The organism is Chromatium okenii, from assembly GCF_016583745.1.
Classification (GTDB): Bacteria; Pseudomonadota; Gammaproteobacteria; order Chromatiales; family Chromatiaceae; genus Chromatium; species Chromatium okenii.
In genome coordinates, this window is sequence record NZ_NRRQ01000004.1 from 49358 (window position 1) to 62930 (window position 13573).

14 protein-coding genes are annotated in these 13573 nt (G+C 54.8%); 9 read left to right on the forward strand and 5 right to left on the reverse strand.

The features are described from left to right. Positions 1 to 3: 3 nt before the first annotated feature. The 3 genes from CKO12_RS02320 to CKO12_RS02330 form a co-directional block, all read right to left on the reverse strand. Entirely contained in the window at positions 4 to 978 is a 975-nt protein-coding gene (locus CKO12_RS02320; protein WP_200153117.1) for a tetratricopeptide repeat protein, read from the reverse strand. Between the two features lie 8 nt (positions 979 to 986). Continuing rightward, a complete protein-coding gene (gene mrcB / locus CKO12_RS02325) occupies positions 987 to 3434 on the reverse strand; it encodes a penicillin-binding protein 1B (RefSeq protein WP_242466165.1) in 2448 nt (815 codons plus the stop codon). Between the two features lie 119 nt (positions 3435 to 3553). Then, positions 3554 to 3940 (reverse strand): VOC family protein, encoded by a 387-nt coding sequence (locus CKO12_RS02330; protein ID WP_200153118.1) that lies wholly within the window; start codon positions 3938 to 3940, stop codon positions 3554 to 3556. Between the two features lie 183 nt (positions 3941 to 4123). Between CKO12_RS02330 and CKO12_RS02335 the strand changes: the two genes are divergently transcribed. Next, positions 4124 to 7240 carry a beta strand repeat-containing protein gene (locus CKO12_RS02335; protein WP_200153119.1) on the forward strand — a complete coding sequence of 1039 codons (3117 nt, stop codon included), beginning with the start codon at positions 4124 to 4126 and terminating at the stop codon, positions 7238 to 7240. A gap of 157 nt (positions 7241 to 7397) precedes the next feature. Here CKO12_RS02335 and CKO12_RS02340 read toward each other — a convergent pair whose 3' ends face one another. Both CKO12_RS02340 and CKO12_RS02345 read right to left on the reverse strand, forming a co-directional pair. After that, a complete protein-coding gene (locus CKO12_RS02340) occupies positions 7398 to 7520 on the reverse strand; it encodes a hypothetical protein (protein ID WP_200153120.1) in 123 nt (40 codons plus the stop codon). Between the two features lie 36 nt (positions 7521 to 7556). Further along, positions 7557 to 7805: a type II toxin-antitoxin system Phd/YefM family antitoxin gene (locus CKO12_RS02345; RefSeq protein WP_200153121.1), complete on the reverse strand. Its 249-nt coding sequence runs from the start codon at positions 7803 to 7805 to the stop codon at positions 7557 to 7559. Positions 7806 to 8040: 235 nt separating this feature from the next. Between CKO12_RS02345 and dapC the strand changes: the two genes are divergently transcribed. The 8 genes from dapC to CKO12_RS02385 all read left to right on the forward strand — a co-directional run bounded on the left by dapC (position 8041) and on the right by CKO12_RS02385 (position 13567). Continuing rightward, positions 8041 to 9252 (forward strand): succinyldiaminopimelate transaminase, encoded by a 1212-nt coding sequence (gene dapC / locus CKO12_RS02350; protein ID WP_200153122.1) that lies wholly within the window; start codon positions 8041 to 8043, stop codon positions 9250 to 9252. A gap of 109 nt (positions 9253 to 9361) precedes the next feature. Next, a complete protein-coding gene (locus tag CKO12_RS02355; RefSeq protein WP_200153123.1) occupies positions 9362 to 10207 on the forward strand; it encodes an STAS domain-containing protein in 846 nt (281 codons plus the stop codon). Continuing rightward, entirely contained in the window at positions 10204 to 10596 is a 393-nt protein-coding gene (locus CKO12_RS02360) for an STAS domain-containing protein (protein ID WP_200153124.1), read from the forward strand. The genes CKO12_RS02355 and CKO12_RS02360 overlap by 4 nt, the downstream gene beginning before the upstream one ends. Beyond that, positions 10589 to 10996: an anti-sigma regulatory factor gene (locus CKO12_RS02365; RefSeq protein WP_200153125.1), complete on the forward strand. Its 408-nt coding sequence runs from the start codon at positions 10589 to 10591 to the stop codon at positions 10994 to 10996. The genes CKO12_RS02360 and CKO12_RS02365 overlap by 8 nt, the downstream gene beginning before the upstream one ends. 44 nt (positions 10997 to 11040) lie before the next feature. Next, entirely contained in the window at positions 11041 to 11430 is a 390-nt protein-coding gene (locus CKO12_RS02370) for an anti-sigma regulatory factor (RefSeq protein ID WP_338032681.1), read from the forward strand. Beyond that, positions 11421 to 11996 carry a SpoIIE family protein phosphatase gene (locus tag CKO12_RS02375; protein WP_200153126.1) on the forward strand — a complete coding sequence of 192 codons (576 nt, stop codon included), beginning with the start codon at positions 11421 to 11423 and terminating at the stop codon, positions 11994 to 11996. The genes CKO12_RS02370 and CKO12_RS02375 overlap by 10 nt, the downstream gene beginning before the upstream one ends. A 135-nt stretch (positions 11997 to 12131) precedes the next feature. Further along, positions 12132 to 13166, forward strand: a complete 1035-nt coding sequence (locus CKO12_RS02380) for a sensor histidine kinase (RefSeq protein WP_200153127.1) — start codon at positions 12132 to 12134, stop codon at positions 13164 to 13166. A 29-nt stretch (positions 13167 to 13195) separates the two neighbouring features. Then, positions 13196 to 13567 (forward strand): response regulator, encoded by a 372-nt coding sequence (locus CKO12_RS02385; RefSeq protein ID WP_200153128.1) that lies wholly within the window; start codon positions 13196 to 13198, stop codon positions 13565 to 13567. Positions 13568 to 13573 lie beyond the last annotated feature (6 nt).

The following is a 13573-nucleotide window of genomic DNA, read 5'->3' on the forward strand; positions in this document are numbered from 1 at the left end:
CCGTCAATGACTACCAGCGCGACGTTCGGCCGCCTCAGCCGCGTCTTCATCGCCAGCGGAGCGTTTGGAGTGCGCGATGATCCGCCAGTTGTCCTGCTTCACAGCGGCATTTTGATTGGATAAATCATTGGCACGCGATGCCAGATTGCCAGCCTGATGCACCTGCCCCTGTTCCATCCGCACTCGCGCCAGCCGATTCCACAAATACGGCTCTCGCGGCGCGATCCGCAGCGAGCGTTCCAATGACGCCGCCGCGCCGGTGTAATCACCAGCTTTGCGTTGCTGTTCGGCTTGACTGGCGAGCGATTGCGCCGCTGGCGGTAATGGCGGAGCTGCCAACGGCGGTGCCGGAGGTGGCGCAGGTTTGGGTTTCGGTTTGGGAGGTGGCGGCGGCGGAGGTGGCTCCACCTTGGCAACAGTCACTGGCGCTGCCGGCGCGGGAGCGGATGCCGGAGCTGCGGGCGTGACCTGAAGTGCTGGCGCGACAACCGCCGCTGGTGCGGCAGCAGCAACGGGCGGAGCTGCCGGTTTTTTCTTGGGCAATACCACTGACGGGGTGCGCGTTTGCGCTGTCGCCACCGTCACCGGCGCTGCGGCTCGCGGCGCAGCAACCGGTGGCGGCACCGGAAGCGCGGCAGTGTCAGCGCCAGCATCAAATTCAGCTTCAGCATCAGCAACGGGTTCTGACGTGGGCACGGGCGCTGCGTCAGCATCGCGGTAGGTGTAAACCTTCGCTTTGGGTGCCGCAGCAGTCGCAGGACGCGCCGCTGCACTGCGGGCAGTGGCGCTGCGTTCGGCAGCAGCGGCAGTGGTTTTCGCAGCGGCTGACCGCTGCCGCGGTGCCGCTTGCTGGCGCGATGGTGTCAATTGCACCACCGGCGCTGGTGGCCCGTCGCGAGGTGCGAGGGCAACGCAGGCGTTCAGACTGATGACGGCGATCACGCTCATCGACACACGAAATGGGAACAGTGGGGACATGGATGTGCCTAAAAATCGCTCATAAACGTGTTGTTTTCATCCGCCGGTTGCGGCTTCGGTTTGGGTTTTGGTGCTGGTGGCGGTGGCGCAGCCGGTTCTGGCTCTGCTGCCACTTCATCGTCCGCTGCCGGACGTTCAGAACGTGGTGCGGCACGATCACCGCTATCGCGTGGTGGTGCACGTTTTTTGGCTGGCGCGTCATCATCACGATCATCACCACCGCCACAATTTTGCGCTCGCGGAGCACTGCCGATATACGGCGTTCGCCCCCGCCCGCAGGCATCGGCGATCACCACGCCTTCTGGCGGCAATTCCAAAATCGGCTCATTTGCCAGCGCCAGCATGAATTCTGCCCACACGCGCAACGCGCCGGTGCCGCCAGTCAATCCCATCGGGAGATAATCGTCGCGCCCCAGCCACACCACCGCGACCTTGTCGCCGCTAAAGCCGGCAAACCAACTGTCGCGCATGTCATCGGTGGTGCCGGTTTTGCCAGCCATCGTCATGCCTTCTGGCAACTGTTCACCGAGCCATTTGGCGGTGCCGTGCGTCACCACCCGCTGGAGCGCCCACGCCGTGAGATACGCTGCTTTGGTGTCCACCACCGCCTCAATGGCCAGCGGATAGCGATTGAGCGGTTGCCCCTGCGCGTCCACCACTTCCCGAATGGCTCGCAGCGGGGCGCGATACCCGTTGGCGGCGATGGCTTGATACATCTGCGCCACCTCCAGCGGCGACATCGCCACCGAACCCAGCAACAGCGAGGGCACCACGCGCATTTTGCGCTGCACACCGAGCTGGCGCAGGGTTTCAGCCACGTTTTTGATGCCGATGCTCAGACCAATGTTGACCGTCGCCAAATTCAGCGACCGCGCCAGCGCCTCACTCAAGCGCACGGTGCCATGCACGCGGCGGTCGTAATTCTTTGGCTCCCAGCGTTGATCGCCATCCGGCAGGCTGACGGGCGTATCGGGAATGCCGCTGGTGAGGGTGTAACGCTGCGGCTGCGCCAGCGCGGTGAGATAAACCGCTGGTTTCACCAGTGAGCCGATGGAGCGCACGCTGTCGAGCGCCCGATTAAAGCCGGCATAACCCGATTTGCGTCCGCCCGCCAGCGCCAGCACTTCGCCTTGGTCGATGGAGGTGACGACGGCGGCAGTTTCGAGCGTGCCGCGTTTCATGTGATTGTTTTTTTCCAAGGCTGCCAATTGCTTCGGCAGCGCCTGCTCCACCGTTGCCTGCACCAGCGGATCAAGCGTGGTGAAGATGTTCAAGCCTTCCGAGCGCAAATCCTCGTCGCGGTAATCGCGCTGCAATTGGCGACGCACCAGCGAGATGAAATCGGGATAACTGCCGACCGGTCGCCCGCCGCCATCTGCCAAACCGAGCGGCGCGGTTTTGGCTTTCGCCGCCGCGGCAGCGGAGATCACGCCGTCGCGCACCATCAAATCTAAAACGAGATTGCGGCGCGTGGTGGCGGCTTCGGGGTGACGACGCGGATCAAGATTGGACGGCGCTTGCACCATGCCAATCAGCAGCGCGGTTTCAGGAATGCCGATTTCACTCAATGATTTATTGAAGAAGAAGCTGCTGGCGAGCGCGAAGCCGTGAATAGCGCGGCGTCCGTCCTGACCGAGGTAAATCTCGTTGGCGTAGGCTTCGAGAATCTCGTCTTTGCTGTAGCGCAGTTCCAACAGCAGCGACATATACGCTTCTTTCAATTTGCGTTGAAAGGTGCGGTCGGCGTTGAGGTAGAAATTCTTGACCAACTGTTGCGTAAGAGTACTGGCACCTTCGACAACGGCTCCCGCTTGAAAATTGCTGTACGCGGCGCGGGCGATGCCACGCGGATCGACGCCCAGATGATTCTGAAAATTGCGATCTTCGACTGCAATCAAGGTTTTCACTAATAAATCAGGCAGTTCGTCGCGGCGCACCAGCAGCCGATCTTCGTTATGGGTGGGATAAATGCTGGCGATCAGCATCGGATCAAATCGCACCAGCGCCGGATCAGTACCGCCGTCGGCAGCAATCAAGTTGGTGACGTGGTGGTCGGTGATGTCGAGTTCGAGATGATGTCCCGGCTCCTGTCCGTCCCAAAAACGAAACGGGCGGGTTTTGATGACGAAATGATCGCCAACGCGCTGATAAGTGCCAGAACTGCTCAAGTCGGCGGTGGCGGCGTGGCGATAGTTGAGGCGATCTAATTCGGCTTGCAATTGATCGGGATCAATAACGCGATTGGCGTATAGCTCCAGCGGGCGGGCATAGACTCGCGCCGGCAGCGCCCAGCGTTGTCCTTCAAATTTGCCTTGCACGACGCGATCTAAATGTGCGCCATAAAACGCGCCAGCGACGCCTACTCCGGCGCTGAGGATGAGCAGGCTGCGCATGATAAAGCCGCCCATCTGCACGGCGGGGCGCTGGCGCTGGGCGAGGCTTGTCATTGTGGTCATGTGCGAATACCGAACGGGCGCAAGGGCGCATCAATGTGGAGCAAAGTTGTCTTAAATCGTCCCATTTACAGCGAGTTGAGACAACCAATCGCCACAAGGTGCGCCATTATCAATGATGCTCAGGCGTTGTGCGGAAAATCTTCAATAAATTCCAACGCATTCCCGTCAGGATCGCGGCAAAACAGCGCCGCCCGCCCGGAGCGGCTGAAGGTGTAGGGCACCTCAGCGGCATCTAAACGCACAATTAAATCCCGCAGTGAGGAGACGCGCAGGGCGAGATGGCGGTCGCGTCCACCGTGCGCGGGGCGATTGGTCGTCGGATCGGGATTGGGTAATTCCAGCAGATGAATTTGCAAGGTGCCAACCGCGAGCCACGCGCCAGCAAAGCCCAACGCGGGGCGATTGGTGAGCATTTTTAACCCCAATACCCCGGCATAGAATTCCAAGGCGACGGCGGTATCGGCGACGATCAAACTGACGTGATGAATTTCACGAATGAGGGGCATTATTGCGTTCCAAAATTCTATTGAGATGAAAATCAGTTTACTATCATGCAGCCGTTATTTTCAGCAAGATCAGTTGGGTTAATCAATTTGACGGCGTCAGTATACATCATCAATGCTTCACCGTGTTTTTAGTTAAAATCACAATCCTAATTGTTAGGATTCTTTTCGAGGAGAAAAGCGATCATGGCTGTTAAAAAAGCAACGTCAGCCGCTGATAAAATCAACGGCTCCAATGGCAACGATACCATCAACGGATTGGGCGGTGATGATACCCTCAGTGGCGCGGTTGGCAATGATTCACTGTTAGGCGGAATCGGTAAAGATAAACTCGATGGTGGAACGGGAAATGATACGCTGCTCGGTGGCATTGGCAATGATAATCTGCTGGGCGGTTCTGGTGATGACAAATTAAATGGTGAGGCGGGTAACGATACGCTGGAAGGGAACACTGGCAAAGATATTTTGGATGGCGGCACTGGTGACGATCGTTTAGTCGGTGGCGCGGGCAATGATATTTACAAAGTGGATAGCATCCGCGATAAAGTTGTTGAAACCGATAAAAGCAACAGCGTTGACACGGTACAAAGTTTGGTGAATTACACGCTGCCGGAGCTGCTGGAACATCTTGAATTGCTGGGCATGAGCAATGTTAAAGGCAGCGGTAATGCGTTGAATAATCGCATCACTGGTAATGCTGGTGATAACGCGCTTGATGGTCTCGCCGGACAAGATACGCTTAATGGTGGTGATGGTGCTGATACTTTGAATGGCGGCGCGGGTAATGATTCGCTCAGTGGCGGTGCGGGCGATGATATTTATATCGTGGGCAGCAGCGGTGATCGCGTATTTGAAAAAGCCGATGAAGGTGAGGATGAGATTCAAAGTAGTGTGAGTTTTACACTCGCAGATGCAGTGGAAATGTTGACGCTAACTGGCAGTAAAGCCGTAAATGGAATTGGTAACGAACTGGACAACTTGCTCAACGGCAATGCGTTAGCAAATCAACTCAGCGGTGAAGAAGGGAATGATACGCTGGTTGGCAATGCGGGCAATGATACGCTGACCGGCGGTGCTGGCGATGATCAGTTAGACGGCGGCGCTGGAAATGATACGGTTATTTATGCCGGTAATTATGCAGAGTATCAATTTACGCGTGATGAAGAAGGCGATAGCTGGACAATTCAAGCGATTGATAATGATGAGGGTAGTGATAGTGTAACGGCAGTGGAATTGATTAAATTCGCAGACGTGACAAAAAATGCGAATGAATTGGATATTGAGGACGGCGCAGAACATGACGCTCCCGTATTTATTTCTGCCAGCGTGAATGCCAATATGTTGCTGCTGAATTATGTCGATGAAGATGCGCTGGATACAGTACATCTGCCCGCTGCTGGCGCGTTTCAGGTGACGACAAATGGGGTTGCAAATGCGGTGACGGCAGTTGCGATTAACGCCAATACCGTCGCACTGACGTTGGCAAAATCGGTTACTGCCGAGCAAGTGGTGACGTTCACTTATAACGATCCAACGGTGGCTGATGATGTTAACGCGATTCAAGATGAATTCGGCAATGACGCGGTGAGTTTGGTTGCCGTACTCGCCGTGAATGAAACTGCGCCAATTGCGCCGACCGTTCCCGTTCCAACTTATTCAATCACCGCTCCAGCAACGGCTGCGGAAGGTGCGACGGCGAATTTCACCGTTGCCACAACGAATGTCGCCAACGGCACGGCGCTGGCTTACACACTGAGCGGTGTTAATGCTGCGGATGTTATTGGCGGCTTGACTGGTGTTGCGGTGGTTAATGGCAACGCAGCGACAATTGCAGTGGCGCTGGTAAATGATGCGCTCTTTAGTGAGAGCGACGTTTTAAGAGTGACGCTTGCTGCCGATTCAACGAAAACTGCGAGCGTCTTCGTGACTGATACTACGCTGCCGCCGGTTCCAACTTATTCAATCACTGCTCCAGCAACGGCAGCAGAAGGCGCAACGGCAAATTTCACCGTTGCCACAACTAACGTCGCCAACGGCACCGCGCTGGCTTATAGCTTGGGCGGTGTTGATGCGGCAGATATCAGCGGCGGCTTGTTGACTGGTTTTGCGGTGGTTAATGGCGGCGCAGCGACAATTCCGGTGGCGCTGGCAAATGATGCGCTCTTTGGTGAGAGCGACGTTTTAAGAGTGACGCTTGCTGCCGATTCAACGAAAACTGCGAGCGTTGCTGTTGTCGATACCACGCTGCCGATTTCGACCTTTACCTTGACTTCAAATGCAATCACAGGAACGCCCACCCAAGAAGGTAACGTCATTACCTTCACGGTGATGCCCACCAGCGTAGTAGCCACTCCCACGACGATGATGCTGAATTTAACTGCGCCCGCCACCCCTGTAGCCGTCCTGAGTTCGGCATCTCCAGCAGACTTTACGCCCAGTGCAACAACCGTGACCTTTGCAGCAGGCGATACGGCAGCAAAGACGGTGAACGTGACTGTTGTCGCCGATTCGTGGTCTGAAGGGCTGGAAGCCTATGAGGTGAATTTGCTGAAAGTAGATAGCAGCGCATTGTCTTCAGCGGGCAAGGTCAGCGGTCTGATCAATGATCCAGTGCCGGCGCTGACCCTGACTGCCGATAAAACTGCGGTCGATGAAGGCGGCAGTGTGACTTACACCATTACTTCGACGCTGGCAGCACCAGTTGGTGGTATTACTGTCCCTTACACATTGGCGGGTACCGCATTTGCTGGTACTGATTACAGCGGCACCGCAACTGGCAGTATTGTGATCGCGGCGGGTTCTAAAACCGGTTCGTTGACAGTGAATACCATTGCCGATCACGTCGTTGACTTTGCCGATACGCTGATCGTAAATCTGGGTGCGTTTTCTAATGGCATGATCACCAGCGGTACAGTGGTGACGACTATTAACGATACAAGTGTAATGCTCTGGCCTGTAGTAGTTGATATTAAAGAGGCTAATTACACTCCTTTCGATGCAGCAACTGACCCCTTTAAATTCGTGTTTTCTGCCGGCAACTACACCTATAACATCGTGAATTTTGGTAACGATGACCAACTTTATTTTGCGGATTTTCTAGGTGATAAAGTTTCAGTGAGTAATGTCAGCTTCCGAGATGGCTTTATAGACTTATCACAGACAAACGTATTCTCAATGTTTTCATCATCAATAAATGTTGTGACTGTTCACCTAACCGGTCTCACCACTGCTCAAGATTCACAACTGTTTTCAGTTGAATCTTTCAACTCAGTATTTGGCGCAGAATCGCTGATTTGGTTTTAATCATTCAGCAATTTACTGACGTGATCCAGATAGTTGTTAATAAATCTGCGTCACGTCAGCATTAAAATGCCGCACTTAAATAATCAGAATAGAGTGCGGCATTTTTACCTTGATCTCACCCGTCTACAATCCTATCCGTTTGAAAAAAACGCGGTGGTCAACTCAACAGTCCCAAATGAACAAAAATAGCTTTCTCAACTGCGAGCAGGTCAGTTGTTGATAACTTACCTAATCGTTTTTTCAAGCGCATCTTATCTGCTGCCATAATTTGATCCGCCATTGCTTTATTATAATGATGGCGTATCGAGCAACAATTTCATTTCTCGCACTCCGGTTTCAGACAATCAAATAAATCATCAAGTGGCTTATCGAAATCATCAGCCATCCACCATTCTTGACCTTTCATACTACCCGGCGGTGCAATTGTATTGCGTGGTGGTTGGTAAGCAGACAGCAGTGCAATCGGTTGACCAGCGCGGGCAATGATAATGTCTTCGCCGTGTTCAACCGCTTCTAATAAGCGCGATAAATGGGTTTTTGCTTCGTGAATGTTGACAGTTTGCATAATATTGCTCCAGTTGACTAATGATTAGTTTAGCAGGATGCGGCAGAATACTGCAATCTCAAAGAGAAAACTTTTGGTAAGGAAAAAACAGCAATAATCTAGCAAATAAATAACAAATCTGCGTCACGTCAATCACTCAAAACATCAACATTGAGAGCAGAATTTTTTAATATAGAGCCAGCGCCAGCCTTGTTTTATACTAACGCGCTTTATTTGCCAAGCAGTGCCAGCCCCGATGAACCCCGATCTCGACCAGTTGCAGTCTTATCCCTTTGAAAAGCTCGCGGCGCTCAAAGCCGACCTCACTCCGCCGCCCGACCGCACTCCGCTTGCGCTCTACATCGGCGAACCCAAACATCCGACTCCCGCCTTGATTACTGACGCGCTGACCGCGTCTTTGCACCAGTTGGCGGTGTATCCGACCACGCGAGGAACGCCGGAACTGCGCACCGCAATTGCCGGTTGGTTGAGTCGGCGCTTTCAGTTGGGCAACGGCGCTCAACTCGGCATCGACCCGGAACGGCAGATTTTGCCGGTGAATGGCACCCGCGAGGCGCTGTTTGCCATCGCGCAGGCGGTAATTGATCGCCGCCGTGCGCCGTTGGTGCTGATGCCCAATCCGTTTTATCAAATTTATGAAGGCGCGGCATTGCTGGCAGGCGCGGAGCCGCGTTATTTGCCGTGTTTAGCGGAAAATGGATTTATTCCTGATTTTGCAGCAGTGGACGCTGCAACTTGGGAACGCTGTCAATTGCTTTATATTTGCTCGCCGGGTAATCCGACTGGCGCAGTATTGAATGCGGAAACCTTTGCCTATTTAATTGAGTTAGCGCAGCGCCACAATTTCATCATTGTTTCTGATGAATGTTATTCAGAAATTTATCAAGATGAAACTGCACCGCCGCTGGGTTTATTACAGGTTGCAGCGGCAATGGGTAATAACGAATTTAAGCACTGTTTGGTATTTCATAGTTTATCAAAACGCTCAAATGCGCCGGGCTTGCGTTCTGGTTTTGTCGCTGGCGATGCAGAAGTGATCGCACAATTTTTCGCATATCGGACTTATCACGGTTGCGCCATGGCATTGCCGGTGCAATCTGCAAGCGCAGCAGCTTGGAATGATGAAGCGCACGTCCGCACGAATCGGCAGTTATATCGGGAAAAATTCACTGCCGTATTGGAAATTGTGGATGATGTTTTGCCCGTGACGCAGCCCGCAGCGGGTTTTTATTTGTGGCCGGAAACGCCAATTGCAGATACTGATTTTACGCGGCGCTTATTTGCGCAGGAAAATGTCACCGTATTGCCGGGCAGTTTTTTGGCGCGAGAAGTGGATGGTGTCAATCCGGGAGCGCAGCGCATACGCTTGGCGCTGGTGCCGCCGCTCGCTGATTGTATTGAAGCAGCGCAGCGGATTCGGCGCTGTGCGATACTTTATAAGCGTTGATGATTTCAATTGAGTTGCCAATACAATACTGAACTCGTCAGCAAGTATTTGCTGTTTTTAATCGCATCACTGCGACACATTTTTACTAAAAAGTATTTGGGATATTGTTATGAGCACAACCGCGTTTCAACAGGTGTTGCATGAACAACGCTCGGCGCTACTCACCGCTTGGATCAATCACGTTGCCGCGCTCGGCGACCAGCACGGCAGCCATGAACACGCGCTGGATGCACTGCTGCGCAGCCTGTTTGACGACATTCTCGGCATTTTGGAGCGCCAGCCAACTGCCACGCTCACTTTGGAGCACGAGGAATCACTGACGCTGGCGCTGCGCCAGCTCGTCGGCGAGCAAGCGCGACACGGCAGTAGCGCCAGCACCTGCGTCAACGTGGTGCTGACGTTGAAACATCTGGTGTCCGCGCAATTAGTGACGGCAGCGGAGGTGACGCTGGCGGAGATGTCGTGGTTAGAACAGGTCTTTGAGCAGTTGACGCTGTTGACCGTCACGGCGTTTGTGGCGATCCGCGAGCGCCAGATCACGCAGCAAAGTTTGTCGCTGTTGGAATTGTCAACGCCGGTGCTGCGGCTGTGGCACCGCATTTTGCTGTTGCCGCTGGTGGGCGTGATTGACACGGTGCGAGCGCGGCAAATTACCGAAAGTTTGCTGGAGGCGATTGCCCGTTATGAGGCGCGAGTGACGATTCTTGATCTGACTGGCGTGCCGGTGCTGGATACGAGCGTGGCGCAGCATTTGATGAAAACGATTGACGCAGCGCGGCTGTTGGGCACTCGCGTGGTGATGACTGGCATCAGTCCTGAAGGGGCGCAGACGTTGACAAAACTCGGCATTCGGTTTGCGGATGTCATCAGCCGCGCCACGCTGCGGGCGGGAATTGCTGAGGCGCTGCTGTTGGTGGGGCAGCAGATTGCGCCGTTGGAGGGGAAACGCGGATGAAAATTCCAATTCTGCGGCTGGAGCGCATCTTGTTGGTGTCGATTCAGGTGGATTTGACCGACAACGACGCGATGCAATTTCAGTCCGATTTGGTGGAACAGGTGGCAGAAATTGAGGCGCTCGGCGTCGCCATCGACATCACCGCGCTGGATGTGGTCGATTCCTATATGGCGCGGGTGATTAACGACACCGCCAGCATGGTGCGGCTGCTCGGAGCGGAGTCGGTCATTTGCGGGGTGCAGCCGTTTGTCGCGCTGACGTTGGTTGAAATGGGGCGCGATCTGCTCGGCGCGGATTGCGCGTTTAATCTCGGTCAAGGGCTGGAGATATTGCGCACTCGGATCGCCACTCGCGGCGACACGCGATTGAGTGAAGATGAGAATGTCTGAGTTGCCACCCGCTCAGATTCCGCTGCATGAAACCGCCGATGTGGTGACTGCCCGCCGCGCTGCGCGTGAATTGTGCGAGCAACTTGGTTTTGGCAAAGCTGACCAAACGCGACTGGCAACGGCAGTCTCGGAATTAACCCGCAACGTTATTCAATATGCCAATCACGGCGAATGCGTGATTGAAAACCGCTCGACCGCCACGCACCGCTGCATCTGGGTACAGGTGCGAGATCAGGGCGCGGGCATCGCCAACTTGGAGCAGGCGTTGACCGATGGTTACAGCACCAGCGGCGGTTTGGGCGCAGGATTGCCGGGGACGCGGCGCTTGGTCGATCAATTCCACATTGAATCCACGCCGCAGGGCACCTGCATCACGATTGTGCTGACCAAACCATTGTGACCAGCGCGTCCTTTCAACCGCAGCAGCGGCCACACCATATCGACGTGGCGGTCAACGCTGAGGCGGATATTCAAGCTGCCTGTCGCGCCGCACGACAACTGGCGGAAACGCTGGAATTTTCACGCACTGCGGCATATCACATCGCCACTGCGGCCTCAGAATTGGCGGCGAATCTGCTGTTTCACGGCGGCGGCGGCTGGTTACACGCGCACGCGCTGTTTGATCCGCAGACGCAGGAGGTGCTGGGGCTGGAAGTGCTGGCGCTGGATCACGGGCCGGGGATTGCCGATATTGCGTTGGCGCTGACCGAGGGCTATAGCACGGGCAAAGGTTTGGGCTGCGGGTTGCCGGGCGTTAAACGGTTAATGGATGAATTTATGATTGAGTCCACAGTAGGCGATGGCACCTGCGTCAAGGCGATCAAATGGCGCTAATGGGACAGGCATTGCGGGCGTTGCATCCCGCCGAACCGTGTGGCGATCAAATCGGGTGCTGGCGCACCGCAGACGGCTGGCGCTTGGCGCTGGCGGATGGTTTGGGACACGGACGTGAGGCGCACCACGCAGCAGCGACGGCGATGCAGCGGCTGGCAACGACTGCTGCTTCTGCGTCTTTGGCGAGCGTCTTTGCTGACTGCGATCAGCAGTTATTGGATACGCGGGGCGTGGCGCTGGCGGTGATTGATCTGTGTTTCGCCAGCGCCCACTGTCAGCACGCGGCGGTCGGCAACGTGCGTACTCTGTTGATTCGAGACGGAATTGTCAGTCGTTTGGGCAGTGCTCGCGGCATTGTGGGAGCTGGATTTCGTGGTTTGCGCCCAGAATATGTCGCCATTCACCCCGGCGATTGGCTGGTGCTGTTTTCTGATGGCATCCGCGAAAACGTGGAGATCGTCGCTGCGCTCGCTCAACAAACGCCTTCTGATGCGTTGGCGGCGCGGCTGCTGGCGCAGTGGGCGGATGCGCGAGATGACGCGAGTTTGTTGTTATATCAACAGTGACAGTTGTCAGTTAAAAAACTAAAAAGTTGTTTATTGCTTGTCAATTCTTTTGCATCACCGAATTAAAAAATAACCGCCACTCATTAACGCGCTTCACTGACAACTGATAACTAAAAACCGACAACTGAAAAACAAATGCCCGCTCCCGCCATCACCATCCGCTACGCCGAATTATTGCAACAAGCCGTTTTCGCTGAAGACTCGCTGGCAATTGAAGCTGCGTTGACCGCTGCCGCCGATCTGGGGCGCGAGTTGGTGGTGCTGGAAATTCCGTTGGAAGAAGTCGGCGAAATGCACCACGAGGCGTTGATTCAAATGGGCAAAACCCATCCCGAGCTGCTGCTGGCGCAGGTCGCCGAGCGCATCACCGTGCCCTTGATGGAGGCGTACATGGCCTACAGCCTCGCTTTTCGGGTGCAGTTGGAACATCGCACCGAAATGATCGTCAACGCCCGCTTGGAACAATCGCGGCGACTGGAGGCGATTGGCACCTTGGCCGCTGGAATTGCGCACGATTTCAATAACATTCTCGGCATCATCGTCGGTTTCAGCGAGCTGCTCGGCGACGAATTAGCGCCTGATTCCAGCGCCCAGCATCACCTCAGTTTTATTCAACAAGCCAGTTTTCGCGCCCGTGATTTGATTGCGCGGATGCTGACTTTTGCCCGCACGATGGCCGACACGCCTACGCCGGTGGAAATCGTCACCTTGATTAGCGACACGATTTTGCTGCTCCGCGCCTCGCTGCCGATTGGCATTCGGATTGAATGCACCACTGCGGTGCCCGACGCGTGGGTATTGGCGGAGGCGAGTCAAATTCAACAAATTCTGATGAATCTCTGCATCAACGCCGCCGACGCCATCGGCAGCCAACAAGGTGTCATCACCGTTGATCTCAAACTCCTGCCCGCCACGCCCACGCAACGCGCAATGGTGCGCCTGACGGTGCAGGATGACGGCGAAGGAATGCCGCCCGATATTTGCCAGCGCGTGTTTGATCCCTTTTTCACCACCAAAGCGCCGGGCAAAGGCAGCGGCTTGGGGTTATCCGTGATTCACGGGCTAGTCGGTAAACTGGGCGGTATGATTGCCATCAGCAGCACGCCGGGCGTGGGCAGTCGTTTTATTATTGATTTACCGCAATTAGTTGACAGCCCAGCCCGTAATTGAATTTCAAAGTTCATCAATGAGGAACACACATGATCAACATCTTGATCGTTGATGATGAAGAATTATTTCGGATCATGTTAAAAGAAATGGTCGAACGCGAAGGTCATCAAGCCCGCACAGCGGCGAATGGCAACGAAGCATTAAAAGCCGTGCAAAAACAGCGTCCAGATTTAATTATCACCGATATTTTAATGCCAGAAAAAGATGGCATTGAATTGATCGCTGAGTTATCGCGCAACGGCAGCCAGATTCCCATCATTGCTATTTCCGGCGGGCGGCGCTCAATTAGTTTGGAATTCAATTTAGAATCCGCAGCGTTAATGGGCGTTCGCGCCACTTTACCCAAACCGTTCACCCGCGAGGCGCTGCGCCGCGCTCTCGCTGATGCCCTTGCCCATTGAGCCACT

What these genes read in the sequence shown, in the direction of transcription:
- CKO12_RS02385 (WP_200153128.1), top strand. Translation starts at nt 13,196, where the DNA reads ATGATCAACATCTTGATCGTTGATGATGAAGAATTATTTCGGATCATG.
- CKO12_RS02330 (WP_200153118.1), bottom strand. Translation starts at nt 3,940, where the DNA reads ATGCCCCTCATTCGTGAAATTCATCACGTCAGTTTGATCGTCGCCGAT.
- mrcB (WP_242466165.1), bottom strand. Translation starts at nt 3,434, where the DNA reads ATGACCACAATGACAAGCCTCGCCCAGCGCCAGCGCCCCGCCGTGCAG.
- CKO12_RS02320 (WP_200153117.1), bottom strand. Translation starts at nt 978, where the DNA reads ATGTCCCCACTGTTCCCATTTCGTGTGTCGATGAGCGTGATCGCCGTC.
- CKO12_RS02365 (WP_200153125.1), top strand. Translation starts at nt 10,589, where the DNA reads ATGTCTGAGTTGCCACCCGCTCAGATTCCGCTGCATGAAACCGCCGAT.
- CKO12_RS02355 (WP_200153123.1), top strand. Translation starts at nt 9,362, where the DNA reads ATGAGCACAACCGCGTTTCAACAGGTGTTGCATGAACAACGCTCGGCG.
- CKO12_RS02375 (WP_200153126.1), top strand. Translation starts at nt 11,421, where the DNA reads ATGGCGCTAATGGGACAGGCATTGCGGGCGTTGCATCCCGCCGAACCG.
- CKO12_RS02360 (WP_200153124.1), top strand. Translation starts at nt 10,204, where the DNA reads ATGAAAATTCCAATTCTGCGGCTGGAGCGCATCTTGTTGGTGTCGATT.
- CKO12_RS02335 (WP_200153119.1), top strand. Translation starts at nt 4,124, where the DNA reads ATGGCTGTTAAAAAAGCAACGTCAGCCGCTGATAAAATCAACGGCTCC.
- CKO12_RS02345 (WP_200153121.1), bottom strand. Translation starts at nt 7,805, where the DNA reads ATGCAAACTGTCAACATTCACGAAGCAAAAACCCATTTATCGCGCTTA.
- CKO12_RS02340 (WP_200153120.1), bottom strand. Translation starts at nt 7,520, where the DNA reads ATGGCGGATCAAATTATGGCAGCAGATAAGATGCGCTTGAAAAAACGA.
- dapC (WP_200153122.1), top strand. Translation starts at nt 8,041, where the DNA reads ATGAACCCCGATCTCGACCAGTTGCAGTCTTATCCCTTTGAAAAGCTC.
- CKO12_RS02380 (WP_200153127.1), top strand. Translation starts at nt 12,132, where the DNA reads ATGCCCGCTCCCGCCATCACCATCCGCTACGCCGAATTATTGCAACAA.